The sequence below is a fragment of the Qipengyuania xiapuensis genome (genome assembly GCF_019711395.1).
GTDB lineage: Bacteria > Pseudomonadota > Alphaproteobacteria > Sphingomonadales > Sphingomonadaceae > Qipengyuania > Qipengyuania xiapuensis.
In genome coordinates, this window is sequence record NZ_JAIGNL010000001.1 from 1,117,878 (window position 1) to 1,132,963 (window position 15,086).

Below are 15,086 nucleotides of genomic sequence, written 5' to 3' on the forward strand. Positions count from 1 at the left end.
GGGCAGGGGCTGCAATAGGCTGGCAGCGACGGCTCACACACATGCACGGTTTCGCAAATCCCAAACGCTTCCTAGCCCTTGCAGGGTGGCTGACGCCGCTCCTGCTTGTCAGTGGTTTTTTCGTCACCGCGGCGGCGCTTTACTGGGGTTTCACGCAGGTCCCGCCCGATCGCCTCATGGGCGAGACGGTGCGCATCATCTTCATCCACGTGCCCACGGCATGGCTGGGCATGGGCGGCTGGACCGCGATCGCCATTTCCAGCCTCGTGTTCCTCGTCTGGCGCCACCCGCTTGCCGCCATCGCTGCGCGCGGAGCTGCAGTGCCGGGCCTCGTGTTCACCCTCGTCTGCCTTGCCACCGGTTCGATCTGGGGCAGGCCGACCTGGGGCACCTGGTGGGTATGGGACGGACGTCTCACCTCGATGCTGGTGCTGGCCTTCCTCTACATCGCCTATATCGCGCTCGCGCAGGCAGCCCAGCGCGAGGGTGTTTCGGCGCGGATTCCCGCCATTTTCGGCCTCATCGGGGCTATCAACATCCCGATCATCAACCGTAGCGTGGTGTGGTGGAACTCGCTCCACCAACCGCCGAGCATCACGATGGGCAAGAGCGCGATCGACGGCGTGTTTCTCGCGCCGCTGCTCTTCGCCGTGATCGGGTTTTCGCTCATTTTCGGCGGCGTCGTGCTCGCACGAATGCGGGCCTTGCTCGCCGATATCCAGGCAGACGCGCGGCTTCGTCGCCGCGCCATGGAGGCCGATTGATGCGTGAAGCACTCGATCAGTGGCTTTTCGTTTACGGAGCCTATGCCTTGGGCATAGGTGCGACCCTCGCGATGATGGCGTGGAGCTGGCTGGCGATGAAGCGCGCCGAAGCACGCCGTGAGAAGGTTCGTTCGGGTTCGAGAGTGGGCAAATGAAGGCTAAACACCAGCGGCTTGTGCTCGTCGTTCTGGCGCTCATCGCGCTTGTGGGCGCCGGCTTGCTGGCCGCCTATGCGCTGCGCAACCAGGCGAGCTATTTCTACCTGCCCGAACAGATGCAGGCTGACCCGCCGCAAGTCGGGCAGGCAGTCCGCCTCGGTGGCATGGTTGCCCCCGGTACGGTCGAGATGCAGGCCGACGGCATCACCGTCACCTTCACCGTGACCGGGCGCGAGGATTCCGCCGTCCCTGTCCGTTTCGCCGGCATCCTGCCGGACCTCTTCCAGGAAGGTTCGGGTGTCGTGGCGGAAGGGCGTCTGGCAGCAGATGGGACGTTCGAGGCCGACAAGCTGCTCGCCAAGCATGACGAGAATTACGTCCCCCGCGAATTGCAGGACATGGACGAGCACCAGGCGGCCGAAATGGCGCGAGAGACGACGATAGGAATCGAATGATCGCCGAAATCGGTCTCGCCGCGCTGTGGCTTGCAGCCGCGCTTGCCGCCCTGCAACTCGTGGGAGGGCTCGTGGCGCAGCGCGCCGGGGCGGATGCAGAGATCGCGCGCCTGACGCGTCCGGCAGCCATTCTACAGGGCGGACTGGTAGCGGTATCCTTCGCGTCGCTGCTCTGGGTGTTCGCGATCACCGACCTGTCGGTAAAGCTCGTCGCGGCCAACTCGCACACCGCCAAGCCGATGATCTTCAAGCTGTCGGGTGCGTGGGGTAATCACGAGGGCTCGATGCTTCTCTGGGTCACGGTCATGGCGCTCGCGGGCGCCCTGATCGCGGCAGTCGAACGCCGCCTTCCCGAGAAGACCATGCAGGCGACGCTTGCCGCACAGAGCTTCGTCGCTCTCGGCTTCTACGGTTTCCTGTTGCTCGCCTCGAACCCGTTCGAACGCCTCGCGCAGCCCGCAGCGGAGGGTCTAGGCCTCAACCCGCTGCTGCAGGACATCGGCCTCGCCTTCCATCCGCCCACGCTTTACATAGGCTATGTCGGACTTTCGGTCGCCTTCAGTTTCGCCCTCGGAGCATTGCTGACCAAGCAGGTCACGCCTGACTTCGCCCGGGCAATGCGTCCGTGGATCCTCGGGGCATGGGTGTTCCTCACGCTCGGCATCACTGCTGGAAGCTACTGGGCCTATTACGAGCTCGGCTGGGGTGGATACTGGTTCTGGGACCCGGTCGAGAACGCCTCGCTCATGCCTTGGCTAGCGGCTACTGCACTCCTGCATTCGGCAAGCGTCCTTGCCAGCCGCGATGCCCTGCGCGTCTGGACCATCATGCTCGGCGTGGTCGCCTTCTCCATGAGCATGCTCGGCACCTTCCTCGTTCGCTCGGGCGTGCTGACCAGTGTCCATGCCTTCGCCGTCGATCCCGAGCGGGGCAGCTTCATCCTGTTCCTGCTCGCAATCTACATCGGCGGCGCACTTCTTCTTTTCGCCCTGCGTGCAGGCTCGATCAGCGAGGGGGAGCGCTTTTCGGTGGCGAGCCGCGAAGGCGCGCTGGTGGTCAACAATGTCATGCTGAGCGCGATCCTCGCGGTCGTGCTCCTCGGCACGCTCTATCCGCTGCTGACCGAGGCGTTCGACGTCCGTGTGTCGGTGGGTCCGCCCTATTTCAATCCGGTCAGTGCCATTTTCGTCTTCCCGATGCTGGCCATCATGGCGGTCGGGCCGCTGCTGCGCTGGCGGCGCGACAGTTGGGGACGGATTTCGAAGGAGGTTGCACTGCTGGTCGCGCTCCTGCTGGCGGCGCTCGTGCTGTTCGGCCTGCTCGCCGAGGTCGCGATACTCCCGCTGCTGGGCCTTGCCTTTGCGATCACGCTGGGCGTCGCAAGTTTCCTTCCGCTCAGGGGCCGTAGCCTGCGCCGTGCTCCGCTTTCGCTGTGGGGTATGGTGCTGGCGCATTTCGGCCTCGCTGTCGCGCTGCTCGGCATGGCGAGCGAAAGTGCATTCTCCACGGAGAAACTGGCTGCGCTGGGCGAGGGCGACGTAACCAGTGTCGGACCGTGGGAAGTCACGCTCGAAGCCGTCGAGCCGGTCGCAGGCCCCAACTGGACCGCGCTGTCGGGCCGCATGCAGGTTAGCTACTCTGGCGGCGAGCCGGTCGAGATAAATCCCCAATCACGAAACTTCTGGGCGCCGGCACAACAGACAGCCGAAAGCGTGCTCCTGACCCGCTGGAACGGGCAGCTCTATGCCGTCATCGGAACGCAGGCACCCGACGGTCGCTGGCAGGTACGCCTCTGGTGGAAGCCGCTGGTTACGCTGATCTGGTACGGTGGCATGCTGATCGCGCTGGGCGGTATCCTCGCTCTGATCGGGCGGGTCCGCAGCGATCTCCGCAGGCGTTCGGCGAAACGAAAGGGCGCCGCGCGTCGCCTCGAGATGGAGACCGTCAAATGAGCTGGCGCCTCTGGCTACCCCTGCTGCTGTTTTCCGGCTTCCTCGGCCTCGCGGCCTACCAGCTGACGCAGGAGAAGGACCAAACCATCGAAAGCCGGATGGTGGGCAATGAACTGCCCTATTTCGAGCTTCCCTCTGCTTTCGAGGGCGAACCCGCCGTCAACAGCGCCTATTTCCAGCAGGGAGGCCCGAAGCTTCTCAACATCTGGGCCAGCTGGTGTCTGCCCTGCATTGCCGAAGCTCCCCAGCTGGAGGCGCTGAAGGAAGGGGGCGCTGAGATCGTCGGCGTGGCGATCCGCGACCGGCCCGAGGATATCGAGCGGTTCCTCGCCCAGCACGGCAATCCCTACAGCCGTATCGGCCGCGACGACCTGTCCGAAGTGCAGCTTGCGATCGGCTCCTCCGGCGTGCCGGAAACCTTCGTCGTCGATGGCGAGGGCAGGATCCGTTACCAGCATATCGGCGACGTCCGCGCTTCGGACGTTCCCCTGTTGCTCGAAGAACTGCGCAAGGCCGGCGAATGAGACTTCTCGCGGGCCTTCTCATGGCACTGGCCGCATTGCCGCTGGCCGCGCAGCAGACGCTGCCGCCCGCACCCTATGCTTATCGCCAGCTCGAAGACCCGGCGCAGGAAGCACAGGCGCAGGAGCTGATGGAGACGCTGCGCTGCCTCACCTGCCAGTCGCAGTCGATTGCCGACAGCGATGCGCCGATGGCCGGCGACATGCGCCACCAGGTGCGCATCCGCATCGCGGCTGGCGAGGAGCCGGAGGAAATCCGCAGCTGGCTGATGGAGCGCTATGGCGACTACGTGAGCTACGAGCCGGTCATGAGCGCATCCACCTGGCCGCTTTTCGCCATACCCTTGCTGCTGGTGCTGATTGCTGCGGCGATCTTCTGGCGCCGTTTCAGGAAGCGCGCATGAGCTGGGCTCTGGTCATAGGCCTTGCCGCCATCACCTTCGGTGCCGCGGCATTTCTCCTGAAGGTCGGGAAGGGCGGCTGGTCGCTGCTCGGCGCGACCTTGCTCTTCGGTCTTGCTGGCTACGGGCTGCAGGGCTCGCCCGGCCAGCCCGCTGCGCCCGGCGCATTTTCGGCCGAGCAGCCGGTGGACGGCGAGCTCCTTGTCACTGCGCGCCGCGAATATTTCGACAGCACGCAGCTGCCTTCACGCTGGATCATGACGGGTGACGGCTTCGCGCGGCGCGGAGATTTCGAGCAGGCCGCCGGTTTCTATCGCAGCGCGACCGAGGAAAACCCGCGCGACCTCGAGGCATGGATAGCTCTGGGTATTGCCCTCGTGGAACATGGCGAGGGCAACCTGACCCCTGCTGCGCTCTATGCATTCGAGCGTGCCGAGGCTCTCGATGGCTCCAACGGCGGTGCGCGGTATTTTCTCGGCCTGTCCTGGTTGCGGGCAGGCCAGCCATTGCGTACGCGCGAATTGTGGATCGAGGCGCTCGAGAATGCGCCCGAGGATGCCACATGGCGCGAGTCGCTGATCCTTCGCCTCCTGCGCCTCGACGCAATGCTCGGCATAACGCCGCCCCGCGAAGAGACAGGCGAGTAGGCGGGAGTCTACCTTGTGTTGCGGTGGCCCTTCCTTGGTGCTAAGCGCCGCGACCTTGCACGGGGGATAGCCCCGCAGATGCAGGTTTTGGACGCCATGCGGCAGGAATACGCCACCATATGAGCACGGCCAACGCGCCGGACGCAGCACCGCCCGCAGGTGGTGAAACCTCGCATGGCGGTGGCCATGGTGGGTCGAAGGCCGCGCTTGCGGTCGGCGCGATCGGCATCGTCTTCGGCGACATCGGCACGAGCCCGCTGTACGCCTTCCGCGAAACCTTCGCCGGTGCTGCGAATATCGCGATCGACCGGATGCACGTTCTCGGCGTCGTCAGCCTGATCTTCTGGTCAATGGTGATCGTCGTGGCGCTGCAATACGTCACCATCCTGATGCGTGCGGACAACAAGGGGCAGGGCGGCAGCCTTGCGCTGGTCGCGCTGCTTAGCCGCCACATGGGCAAGTCCAAATGGGGCTGGCTGGTGGTGCTTCTGGGGGTCTTTGCGACCTCGCTGTTCTATGGCGACAGCATGATCACGCCCGCAATCTCGGTCCTGTCGGCCGTGGAAGGGCTGACAGTGGTCAATCACACGCTCGATCCGATGGTTATCCCGATCGCGCTGGTGCTGCTGGTCATCCTGTTCGTGTTGCAAAGCCGGGGGACGGCAAAGGTCGGCGCGCTGTTCGCGCCAGTGATGATCGTCTGGTTCACGACCCTTGCTGCGCTGGGCCTGAACCAGATCTTCCAGCATCCCGAGATCCTCTACGCGCTGAACCCCTATTATGCGGTGATGTTCTTCGTCACCGACGGCTTCGTCGCTTTCCTCGCGATGGGCGCCGTCGTGCTGGCCGTAACGGGCTCCGAAGCGCTTTATTCGGACATGGGCCATTTCGGCCGCGGCCCGATGCGCCTCTCGTGGTTTGGCTTCGTTATGCCGTGCCTCCTGCTAAACTACTTCGGTCAGGGCGCGATGATTGCCAGCCTTCCGCCCGAGCAGGCGGCAGAGGTCGTGAAGAGCCCGTTCTTCCTGCTTGCGAGCGAGGAATATCGCCTTCCGCTGGTGATCCTCGCGACCGTGGCAACCTTCATCGCCAGCCAGGCGGTGATCTCGGGCGCCTTCAGCATCACCCACCAGGCCATGCAGCTAGGTTTCATGCCGCGTCTCTCGATCCGCCACACCAGCGAGACCGAAGCGGGCCAGATCTACATCCCGGTCGTGAACTGGGCGCTGATGGTCGCCGTGATCATCCTCGTGCTGACCTTCCAGAGCTCGTCGAACCTCGCCGGGGCATACGGCATCGCGGTGACGGGCGCGGTCACCATCGACACGCTGCTGATGGGCGTATTGTTCGTCGGCGTATGGAAGTGGAAGTGGTGGTACGCAGCGCCAGTGGTGATCTTCTTTCTGATCATCGACGGTGCGTATTTCGCGGCGAACCTGTTCAAGGTGCCTGATGGCGGCTGGTTCCCGCTTGTCGTCGGCCTGATCGCCTTTACCTTGCTCACCACATGGGCACGCGGTCGCAAGCTGATGCGCGAGCGCATGCACGAGACGGCTCTGCCGATCGAAATCTTCGCCAAGAGCGCAAAGAACTCCGCCACGCGCGTTCCCGGCACCGCCATCTTCATGGCCAGCCAGACCGCGGGCGTGCCATCCGCGCTGCTGCACAACATCAAGCACAACAAGGTCCTCCACGAACGCGTGGTGATCCTGACCGTGCTGATTGCCGATGCGCCCTATGTCGATGCCGACGAGCGCTGCGAAATCCACGACCTCGGTGACGGTTTCTACCGCGCCGTGCTGCACTATGGCTTCATGCAGGAGACCAACGTGCCGCAGGGGCTGAAGGAAATGGAACGCTGCGGCGGCGAGTTCGACATGATGCACACCAGCTTCTTCCTCAGCCGCCAGACGCTGCTGCCCAGCGACAAGCCGGGCATGCCCATCTGGCGCGAGAAGATCTTCGCCTGGATGCTCCGCAATGCGGCGACGGCGATGGATTTCTTCCGCCTTCCGACCAACCGCGTGGTCGAACTGGGCAGCCAGGTCGAAATCTAGCGGGCCCTCAGGCCAGCACTTTCTCCATCTCGGCGCGCTCGAAGCTCTGCTCGCCGATGTGGACGACCTGCTGTTCCACCACGGTGAAGCCCATCCTTGCGAAGGCAGGTTGCGCCATCAGGCTGGCGTGGACCCATAGGCGCTGCTCCCCCTTCTCGCGGGCCTTCTGTTCGATCGCCTCGAACATGCGGCGGAAAAGGCCGCTCCCCTGCGCAGCGGGCCGGATATAGGCGAAGTCGATATAGCCCTCCGCATCGAGGCTCATGAAGCCGAGCGTTTCGCCTTCCGGGTTTCGAGCCTGGATCACGTCCTGACGGGCTAGGCGCTCGTCCCATGCATCGCCGCTGCGACGTTCGGGGACCCAGGCGGCGCGCTGCGCCTCGCTGTACTTGCTGGGGCCGTTGCGCACGGCGTCGTACATCACGTCGGCAAGCGTGGCATGATCGGCCTGCGTGGCCCAATGCAGTTCGATATGATCGGTCATCGGCGGCTCACTAGCGAGCCGCCCTGCAAGTTCAACCCGTCGGGGGTTCATCCTTCAGCACTTCGTCCGTGTCATCCAGCGACAGCCCGTGCTTCAGCAGCATCGGGATCTGTGTGAAGGTGAAGAGGAAGGTCAGCGGCAGGAACACCCACAGCTTCGCCCAGAGCCAGCTTTCGAAGCTCATCGTGCGGACCATCACCTCGTTAAGCGCGGCGAGGAAGACGAAGAAGAAGCCCCAATTGCGCGAAAGCTTGAGCCAGCCCTCGTGAGTCACGCCCTCGAAGGCGGCTTCCAGCAGGACCTGCAGCCATGCGCGATCGCGCAGCCAGCCAATGATCAGCACGGCGCCGAACATCAGGTAGATCGCGGTCGGCTTGAACTGGATGAAGCGTTCGTCCTGAAGCCAGATCGTCAGTGCGCCGAAGCCGATGATCAGCGTGGTGGAGAGGATCAGCATCGGGCTGACCTTGCCGAACTTCCACTTGCTGAACGCTAGCGCGAAGACAGCGGCGACCATGAAGGCGCCCGTGCCCGAAATGACCGCGGCGATCTCGCTACCGCCTTCGGGCTGTGAGAACTTGTAGACGCCGAGGAAGACCAGCAGCGGGCCGTAGTCGACCAGCGTGTGCAGCCAGCCGGTGGGTTTCTTCTCGCCAGCCTCGCTCATCAGGCCACTCCTGCAATGACGCGTGCGACCAGATCGGGGTCGAAGGGGCGCAGATCGTCGATCTTCTCGCCCACGCCAATAGCATGGATCGGCAGGCCGTACTTTTCGGCCGCCTGCACCAGCACGCCGCCGCGGGCAGTGCCGTCGAGCTTGGTCATGACGATACCGGTGACGCCGGCGACTTCCTTGAACACGTCGATCTGGCTGAGCGCGTTCTGCCCGTTGGTCGCATCGAGCACGAGCACCACATCATGCGGCGCTTCGGGGTTGAGGCGGCCGAGGACTTTGCGGATCTTCGCCAGCTCGTCCATCAGCTCGCGCTTGTTCTGGAGTCGTCCTGCGGTGTCGACGATCAGTACGTCGGTTCCGATCTCGGTGCCTTTCTTGACCGCATCGAAGACGATAGAGGCCGGATCGCCGCCTTCGGGGCCGCGCACGATTGGCACGCCCACGCGGTCGGCCCAAGTCTGCAGCTGTCCGATCGCGGCAGCGCGGAAGGTGTCGCCCGCCGCCAGCATGACGTTGTAGTCATCCTCGACGAAGAGGTGCGCCAGCTTGGCGATAGTGGTGGTCTTGCCGCTGCCGTTGACGCCGATCACCAGAAGGACCTGCGGGCGCGGGAAGGCGGTAATCTCGAGCGGCTTGGCGACCGGGCGGAGGATGGCGGCGATCTCGTCGGCGACCGCCTGTTTCAGCTCGTCCGCGCTGATCTCGAGGCCGAAGCGTTTCTCTTTAAGCTTCTCGCGGATGCGCGCAGCGGCGCTGGGCCCGAGATCGGACATGATCAGCGCATCCTCGACATCGTCGAGCGTCGCATCGTCCAGCTTCGCCTTGGTGACCGCCTCGGTGAGGTTTTCGGCCAGGCGATCGGAGGTTTTCTTGAAGCCGCCGAACAGGCGCTCGGTCCAGCTGGGTTTGCTCATGACAGGAGATTGTCCTCGAGTGTCTTGGGCGTCACGGAGACGATGGAGCCGCGCTTCGTGCCTTCAGGCAGCTTTACGCGGGCGAATTCGGGGGAATAGCCGGTGCCGTCGCGTTCGGCGAGGACTTCCAGCGGCTTATCGACGAGGGTGGCCAGCCACTCTGCACGCACCTTGGCGACTTCTGCGCGCAGTTCGGCAGCGCGGCGCTTGATCGTGCCGCGCTCTACCTGCGGCATGCGGGCGGCAGGCGTGCCGGGGCGGGGCGAATAGGGGAAGATGTGTCCGTGGACGATATCGAGCTCGCGGATGATCGAGAGATTCTCCGCATGGTGCTCTTCTGTCTCGGTGGGGAAACCTGCGATGAGGTCGGCGCCGACGGCGATATCCGGGCGCTGCCACTTTAGGCGCTGGACCAGCTCGACCGCATCGGCCCGGAGATGGCGGCGTTTCATGCGCTTGAGGATGAGATCATTGCCGTGCTGCAGCGACAGATGGATGTGCGGCATGACGCGCTTTTCGCTCGCGAAGAGTTCGAACAGTTCCTCGTCCACCTCGATCCCGTCGATCGATGACATGCGGATGCGGGTGAGGGCGGGGAAGGCGTCGAGAACGGCGCGCACCAGTGAGCCGAGCGAAGGGCTACCGGGCAGATCATGCCCCCAGGAGGTCACGTCGACACCGGTCAGGACGACTTCGCCTGCTCCGGCGTCGAGATGGGTTCCGACCTCGCGCAAGACCTCCGGAACGGTCAGCGAGCGGCTCTTCCCGCGCCCTTGTGGGATGACGCAGAAGGTGCAGGCATGGTCGCAGCCGTTCTGTACTGCCACGAAGGCGCGGGTGTGCAGGGCAGGGACCGGCGGCGCGCTGGCTGGCACATTCCATGCGCGCGGATCGAGCTTTGTCTCGTTCGCGATGAGGCCGTCTACCTCGGGCATCGCGGCAAGCTGTTCGCGCTCGATATCGGCCGCGCAGCCTGTCACGAGCAGGCGGGCATCGGGATTGGCCTTTCGTGCCTTGCGGATCGCCTGGCGGGTCTGGCGTACGGCTTCGCTGGTAACGGCGCAGCTGTTGACCACGACGAGATTGTCCTCGCCCGCCAGCATGGCGCGGATGCGCTCGCTCTCGGAGATGTTGAGACGGCAACCCAGCGAGACGACTTCGGGAGCTTTGACGGGCGCGTTCACGCGAACTCGTCCCATTCGAAGCTGCCGCGGAAACTCTCGGTCGCAGGGCCGGTCATGCGGATAGTGCCGCCCGGGGTCCACTCGATCTGCAGCTCTCCGCCGGGAAGCGCGACAGTCACCGGACTGTCGACGAGCTTGCGGCGCATGGCGTGAACCGCGGTTGCGCAGGCTCCCGTACCGCAGGCACGGGTAAGGCCCGCACCGCGTTCCCATACGCGCAGGCGGATACGGCTGCGATCCTCGATGGTCGCGACGTTCACGTTCACGCGCTCGGGGAAGAGCGGGTCCTCCTCGATCTCGGGACCGATCCTGTCGAGCGGCACGGCGTCGGTGTCGTCGACGAAGAAGATGACGTGCGGATTGCCGACATTCACCGCGCCCGGGTCGCCGAGCATCTCCCAGCCGACCGGCATGGAAAGCGTATCCATCGCATAGGCCAGCGGGATTGCATCCCAGTCGAAGCGCGGCTCACCCATGTCGACGGTAGCTCCGCCTGCGGTGGGCGACACGGAAAGCATGCCACCGGCGGTCTCGATCTCGGCATCGCTGCCGTGCAACATGGCGACCGCACGTGAGGCATTGCCGCAGGCACCGACCTCGCTGCCGTCCTGGTTGAAGATACGCATGCGGAAGTCCGCAGCATCGCTCTTCTCAAGCAGGATCAGCTGGTCGCAGCCGATGCCCGTGTTGCGGTCGGCAATTGCCGCCGCAATCGCCGGCTGCATCGCAGGGATTTCGCGCGCACGCGCATCCAGCACGACGAAGTCGTTGCCCAGCCCATGCATCTTGATGAAGTCGACGCGCATTGCCCAGCGCATCTAGGTGCTGCGCGGGGCAGCGTCCAGTGTCAGCCGGCGGCCTTGCCCGAACCGGTCTTCTTGTCTTCCCCGTCGCGATCACCGGGCATCGCCTCGGTGATATCGACCACGCCCTCAGGGTTAGACGAGGCGAGACGCCCGGCTGCAGCCAGTCGCTTGGTGACAGCGCTCGCCGGCTCGGGCTTGCCGTAGAAGTAGCCCTGGCCGCGCATCTTGCCCCAGCGCTTGAGCGCATTGAGCACCTTCTCGTCCTCGATGCCCTCGGCGGTGATCGGCATCTTGAGGCCGTCGCCCATCGAGACGATCGCGTCGACGAGCTTGTCGCTCTGGTCCTCGTTCTTCAGCTCGCTGATGAAGCTGCGATCGATCTTGAGCTGGTCGAAAGGCAGGCTGCGCAGCTGCGACAGCGACGAATAGCCGGTGCCGAAGTCGTCGAGGCTGACCTTCACGCCCTGGTTGCGGAGCGAGGTGATCATCGAGCGCACCATGCCGATGTTCTCGTGCAGGCAGGTCTCGGTGATTTCGATGTCGAGGCGATTGGGCGGGAAACGGTGCTTGACCAGCAGCTTCAGGAGCTTCTGCGCAAACCACGGGTCGCGCATCTGCACCGGCGAGATATTCACCGACAGCGTGATGTCGGGATGCCATTCGCGCGCATCTTCGAAAGCGCGTTCGATCAGGCCTTCGCTCAGCTCGGCGATAACGCCCATTTCCTCGGCGATCGGGATGAAGATGTCCGGCCCGACCATGCCCAACTCGGGCGATTCCCAGCGGGCGAGCATTTCGAAGCCGACGACATCACCGGTCTCGAGATCTACCTGCTGTTCGTAATAGGGAACGAATTCGCCGTTCTGGATACCGCGACGGATGCCCGCCTCGAGCTCGTTGCGGAAGCGCAGCTCGCTCTCCATGTTCGGCTCGAACCAGTAGAAGCGGTTCTTGCCCTGCTTCTTGGCGTGATACATGGCGATATCCGCCTTGTGCATCAGGTTCTGCGCTGCGTCCTCGCCGCTCTCGTCCTCGGTACCGACCTCGAGAAGGTTCGAGCTGGCGACACCGATCGAAATAGTCACCTCCAGTACCACGCCGTCATTGATGACGGGCATCGCGAACTGCTCGACCATGCGCGTTGCGAGATGATCGATGCGCTCGGGCGAGCTGGGGTGATAGGGAACGACGCAGACAAACTCGTCGCCGCCAAGGCGGGCCAGCGAGCTGCCGTCCGGCAGGAGCGAGCGGATACGCTTTGCCGCGGTCCGCAAGACGAGGTCGCCAGCTGCGTGGCCGTTGAGGTCGTTGACCTGCTTGAAATTGTCGAGGTCGATCGCGATTGCTGCGAAGGCGCGATCCTCGCTCTTGCCCGACAGCAGCAGTTCACCGAGCGCCTCTGCAAAGCTGCGGCGGTTGAGGCAACCGGTCAGGTCGTCGATCTCGGAAAGGCGGCGCGCTTCTTCTTCCGACATGCGCGTCACTTCGAGCTCGCTGTTGAGCGCCTTGTAGCGCTGCCATCCAAGAAGGATCAGCGCGACGTTCAGCAATAAGGCATTGGTAAGCGCGACATCCGGGCCTGCGCTGGTGCCCTGCAAAGCGCGCATGGCGACGGGAAGGACAGAGCTGGCGGTGGCAATGAAAAGCAGGGTCGCGGCGAGCGCGATGCCCAGCGTCACGAAGTCACGGCGCTTGCGCACAGATGCGATCGCCCGCACGGGGCGTCCGGCCTTCGACACTGTCTCATTGAAAAGGTTCAAGGAAACCCCCGCACTTGCCTTGCCCGTGGGATTACCGGCGCAAGGCTAAGAAGCCGTTAATCGCGAATCCCTTTTCCCTTGGGGGGGGGACGGGGTGGCCAGCGCGGGAACTCCCCGCTAACCACCTCCCCACGCACCGATCCACTGCCAGGAGAATTGAGAGAATGTCGCGGTATTGGCTGATGAAATCCGAACCCTTCAAATACAGCTGGGACGATCTCGTCGCCGAGAAAGAGGGCACTTGGGACGGTGTCCGCAATCACCGCGCGAAGAACAATCTCGCAGCCATGGAAGTGGGCGACCAGGCGTTCTTCTACCACTCGCGCGAGGGGCTCGAGATCGTCGGCATCTGCGAGGTCAGCGTTGCCGGCATCACCGATCCCACCGATCCGGAAGGCAAGTGGGCGGCCGTGAAGGTCGTGCCCAAGACCAAGCTGCCTTCGCCCGTAACTCTCAAGCAGATCAAGGCCGAACCCAAGCTCGCGGATTGCGAGCTCGTGAAACTATCACGGCTTTCGGTTGCCGAGATCAAGCCGGACGAATGGTCGGTGATCTGCTCCATGGCAGGTATCTGACCGACCTCGCCCTGTGCGACCGGCTGGTCGCAACGGGTCCGAATTACCTCAGCGGTCGCGCAATCCGCTGACGGTCGCGCCGCTCGCGGCGAGCTGTTCGATTTCGATCTTGCAATGGATCAGCCGCAAACCGCTGCGTCCTTCCGCAGCGATCAGTGCGTTCTTGAACTCTTCGGTCGTGGCCGCACTGGCCGACCAGCCGCCGAAAGCCGACGCAAGTGCGGCGAAGTCGGGATTGGCGAGGCGTGTACCGCTGATCCGCTCTTCACCCGGAAACTCGCGTTCCTGGTGCATGCGGATCGTCCCGTAAGCCGAGTTGTCGACCACGATGACGATGAGGTTCGCGCCATGCTGGACGGCGGTGGCCAGCTCCTGTCCGTTCATCAGGAAGTCGCCATCGCCCGCGACAGCGACGACGGTGCGATCCGTGTGTCGTAGCGCTGCGGCGACTGCAGCGGGAACGCCGTACCCCATCGCACCGCAGGTCGGGGCAAGCTGCGTCGGGAAACCTTCGTAGCGCCAATAGCGGTGCCACCAGCCGGCGAAATTGCCCGCACCATTACAGATGATGGTGTCGGCAGGGAGCGTGTCACGCATGAACTGGACGCATTGTCCCATGTCGAGCGCGTAGTCGGCCGGGTGGGCGGTCGCCCAGGCTTCCCATTCGGCATGTGCCTCGGCCCCGGCATCGAAGTCGATCGGGTCGCCATCATCCCAGAGCGCGGCGCTCTCGGCGAACTCGTCCATCTCGGCGCAGATCGCGAGATCGGCGGGATAGACGCTGTTTAGTTCGTTGGGATCGGGATGGATGTGGATGAGCTTGCGGTCTTCGGCCACCAGCGGCGGGACGGTGTAGCCGTCGGTAGTCGCCTCGCCGAGCCTCGCGCCGACGGCCAAAATAAGGTCGGCATTCTTCACGCGCTCGACGAGCTTGGGGTTCGGGCCATAGCCCAGGTTGCCCGCATAGACGCGGCTCGACGGGGAGATCGCGTCCTGCCGGCGGAAGGCCGTGGCGACGGGAATGCCAAGACGTTCGGCGAAGAGCTGGAAGTACTCGCGCGCCTTCGCGTTCCAGCCGGCGCCGCCTACGATCGCGACCGGCGATGCCGCGTCGGCAACCAGCGCCATCATCGCCTGCATCGCGTCGGGGCAGGGCGCTTGGGCAGGGCGTTCGACACGCGGGCGCGGCTTGGCGGACGTTGCGCGGCCAAGCATGTCTTCGGGCAGAGCGAGCACGACAGGGCCCGGACGGCCCGAGATGGCCGTCGCATAGGCGCGGGCAACATATTCGGGAATGCGATCGGCCGAATCGATCCGGGCGGCCCACTTGGCGATCGGACCGAAGAAGGCGGCGAAGTCGACCTCCTGGAATCCTTCGCGGTCGCGCATCTCGCTGTCGACATCGCCCACGAACAGGATCATCGGCTGCGAATCCTGCATGGCGACATGCACTCCGATGCTGGCATTCGTCGCGCCCGGGCCGCGGGTCACGAATGCCACGCCGGGACGCTGGGTCATCGCCCCGTCGGCGCAGGCCATCATCGCGACACCGCCTTCTTGGCGGCAGGTGACGAGATCGATCCGGTCCTGCTGTCCCAGTGCATCGAGCACCTGCAGGAAGCTTTCGCCGGGGACCGTGAAGATGCGTTCGCACCCCTGTTCGATCAGGCAATCGACGAGCAGTCGGGCGGCGTCTGGCGTTGGGCGCGTTGTCATGGCTTCGGCGGTTAGC

The 15,086-nt window shown here is 64.4% G+C and carries 16 protein-coding genes; 9 read left to right on the plus strand and 7 right to left on the minus strand.

Features of this window, described 5'->3' with window-relative positions:
* The first annotated feature begins 41 nt into the window (after positions 1–41).
* The 8 genes from ccmC (at position 42) to K3163_RS05745 (ending at position 6,955) form a co-directional block, all read left to right on the plus strand.
* On the plus strand, positions 42–764 hold the full coding sequence (gene ccmC, locus K3163_RS05710) for a heme ABC transporter permease CcmC (RefSeq protein WP_221553457.1): 723 nt from the start codon (positions 42–44) through the stop codon (positions 762–764).
* Complete coding sequence (locus K3163_RS05715; RefSeq protein WP_221428814.1) at positions 764–919, plus strand: hypothetical protein; 156 nt, start codon at positions 764–766, stop codon at positions 917–919. Before ccmC ends, K3163_RS05715 begins: the two co-directional genes overlap by 1 nt.
* Positions 916–1,377, plus strand: coding sequence for a cytochrome c maturation protein CcmE (gene ccmE / locus K3163_RS05720; RefSeq protein ID WP_221428813.1), 462 nt, complete (start codon positions 916–918; stop codon positions 1,375–1,377). Before K3163_RS05715 ends, ccmE begins: the two co-directional genes overlap by 4 nt.
* Positions 1,374–3,329 carry a heme lyase CcmF/NrfE family subunit gene (locus K3163_RS05725; protein WP_221553458.1) on the plus strand — a complete coding sequence of 652 codons (1,956 nt, stop codon included), beginning with the start codon at positions 1,374–1,376 and terminating at the stop codon, positions 3,327–3,329. The genes ccmE and K3163_RS05725 overlap by 4 nt, the downstream gene beginning before the upstream one ends.
* Complete coding sequence (locus tag K3163_RS05730; RefSeq protein WP_221553459.1) at positions 3,326–3,853, plus strand: DsbE family thiol:disulfide interchange protein; 528 nt, start codon at positions 3,326–3,328, stop codon at positions 3,851–3,853. Before K3163_RS05725 ends, K3163_RS05730 begins: the two co-directional genes overlap by 4 nt.
* Complete coding sequence (locus tag K3163_RS05735) at positions 3,850–4,254, plus strand: cytochrome c-type biogenesis protein (protein WP_221553460.1); 405 nt, start codon at positions 3,850–3,852, stop codon at positions 4,252–4,254. The genes K3163_RS05730 and K3163_RS05735 overlap by 4 nt, the downstream gene beginning before the upstream one ends.
* Entirely contained in the window at positions 4,251–4,898 is a 648-nt protein-coding gene (locus K3163_RS05740) for a tetratricopeptide repeat protein (RefSeq protein ID WP_221553461.1), read from the plus strand. The genes K3163_RS05735 and K3163_RS05740 overlap by 4 nt, the downstream gene beginning before the upstream one ends.
* A gap of 119 nt (positions 4,899–5,017) precedes the next feature.
* Positions 5,018–6,955: a potassium transporter Kup gene (locus K3163_RS05745; RefSeq protein ID WP_221553462.1), complete on the plus strand. Its 1,938-nt coding sequence runs from the start codon at positions 5,018–5,020 to the stop codon at positions 6,953–6,955.
* A 7-nt stretch (positions 6,956–6,962) separates the two neighbouring features.
* On the opposite strand, the gene K3163_RS05750 is transcribed toward K3163_RS05745, so the two are convergent.
* The 6 genes from K3163_RS05750 to K3163_RS05775 are packed head-to-tail and all read right to left on the minus strand — an operon-like array spanning position 6,963 to position 12,779.
* Positions 6,963–7,439 carry a GNAT family N-acetyltransferase gene (locus K3163_RS05750; protein ID WP_221553463.1) on the minus strand — a complete coding sequence of 159 codons (477 nt, stop codon included), beginning with the start codon at positions 7,437–7,439 and terminating at the stop codon, positions 6,963–6,965.
* Positions 7,440–7,470: 31 nt separating this feature from the next.
* Entirely contained in the window at positions 7,471–8,106 is a 636-nt protein-coding gene (locus K3163_RS05755; RefSeq protein WP_221553464.1) for an inner membrane-spanning protein YciB, read from the minus strand.
* Positions 8,106–9,029, minus strand: a complete 924-nt coding sequence (gene ftsY / locus K3163_RS05760) for a signal recognition particle-docking protein FtsY (protein ID WP_221428805.1) — start codon at positions 9,027–9,029, stop codon at positions 8,106–8,108. Before ftsY ends, K3163_RS05755 begins: the two co-directional genes overlap by 1 nt.
* Entirely contained in the window at positions 9,026–10,228 is a 1,203-nt protein-coding gene (mtaB, locus tag K3163_RS05765) for a tRNA (N(6)-L-threonylcarbamoyladenosine(37)-C(2))-methylthiotransferase MtaB (protein ID WP_221553465.1), read from the minus strand. Before mtaB ends, ftsY begins: the two co-directional genes overlap by 4 nt.
* The gene (gene dapF / locus K3163_RS05770) at positions 10,210–11,019 is read right to left on the minus strand and encodes a diaminopimelate epimerase (RefSeq protein WP_221553466.1); all 810 of its coding nucleotides are present in this window, start codon (positions 11,017–11,019) and stop codon (positions 10,210–10,212) included. Before dapF ends, mtaB begins: the two co-directional genes overlap by 19 nt.
* Positions 11,020–11,060: 41 nt before the next feature.
* A complete protein-coding gene (locus tag K3163_RS05775; protein WP_247712469.1) occupies positions 11,061–12,779 on the minus strand; it encodes a putative bifunctional diguanylate cyclase/phosphodiesterase in 1,719 nt (572 codons plus the stop codon).
* Positions 12,780–12,943: 164 nt separating this feature from the next.
* Here K3163_RS05775 and K3163_RS05780 point away from each other — a divergent pair, with 164 nt between their 5' ends.
* Entirely contained in the window at positions 12,944–13,354 is a 411-nt protein-coding gene (locus K3163_RS05780) for an EVE domain-containing protein (protein ID WP_221428802.1), read from the plus strand.
* 48 nt (positions 13,355–13,402) lie between these two features.
* On the opposite strand, the gene K3163_RS05785 is transcribed toward K3163_RS05780, so the two are convergent.
* The gene (locus K3163_RS05785; protein WP_221553467.1) at positions 13,403–15,070 is read right to left on the minus strand and encodes a thiamine pyrophosphate-binding protein; all 1,668 of its coding nucleotides are present in this window, start codon (positions 15,068–15,070) and stop codon (positions 13,403–13,405) included.
* Positions 15,071–15,086: the final 16 nt, after the last annotated feature.

Bases quoted from the DNA above. Each gene is read 5' to 3' on its own strand.
- ccmC (WP_221553457.1), top strand. From the start codon at position 42: ATGCACGGTTTCGCAAATCCCAAACGCTTCCTAGCCCTTGCAGGGTGG.
- K3163_RS05715 (WP_221428814.1), top strand. From the start codon at position 764: ATGCGTGAAGCACTCGATCAGTGGCTTTTCGTTTACGGAGCCTATGCC.
- ccmE (WP_221428813.1), top strand. From the start codon at position 916: ATGAAGGCTAAACACCAGCGGCTTGTGCTCGTCGTTCTGGCGCTCATC.
- K3163_RS05725 (WP_221553458.1), top strand. From the start codon at position 1,374: ATGATCGCCGAAATCGGTCTCGCCGCGCTGTGGCTTGCAGCCGCGCTT.
- K3163_RS05730 (WP_221553459.1), top strand. From the start codon at position 3,326: ATGAGCTGGCGCCTCTGGCTACCCCTGCTGCTGTTTTCCGGCTTCCTC.
- K3163_RS05735 (WP_221553460.1), top strand. From the start codon at position 3,850: ATGAGACTTCTCGCGGGCCTTCTCATGGCACTGGCCGCATTGCCGCTG.
- K3163_RS05740 (WP_221553461.1), top strand. From the start codon at position 4,251: ATGAGCTGGGCTCTGGTCATAGGCCTTGCCGCCATCACCTTCGGTGCC.
- K3163_RS05745 (WP_221553462.1), top strand. From the start codon at position 5,018: ATGAGCACGGCCAACGCGCCGGACGCAGCACCGCCCGCAGGTGGTGAA.
- K3163_RS05750 (WP_221553463.1), bottom strand. From the start codon at position 7,439: ATGACCGATCATATCGAACTGCATTGGGCCACGCAGGCCGATCATGCC.
- K3163_RS05755 (WP_221553464.1), bottom strand. From the start codon at position 8,106: ATGAGCGAGGCTGGCGAGAAGAAACCCACCGGCTGGCTGCACACGCTG.
- ftsY (WP_221428805.1), bottom strand. From the start codon at position 9,029: ATGAGCAAACCCAGCTGGACCGAGCGCCTGTTCGGCGGCTTCAAGAAA.
- mtaB (WP_221553465.1), bottom strand. From the start codon at position 10,228: ATGGGACGAGTTCGCGTGAACGCGCCCGTCAAAGCTCCCGAAGTCGTC.
- dapF (WP_221553466.1), bottom strand. From the start codon at position 11,019: ATGCGCGTCGACTTCATCAAGATGCATGGGCTGGGCAACGACTTCGTC.
- K3163_RS05780 (WP_221428802.1), top strand. From the start codon at position 12,944: ATGTCGCGGTATTGGCTGATGAAATCCGAACCCTTCAAATACAGCTGG.
- K3163_RS05785 (WP_221553467.1), bottom strand. From the start codon at position 15,070: ATGACAACGCGCCCAACGCCAGACGCCGCCCGACTGCTCGTCGATTGC.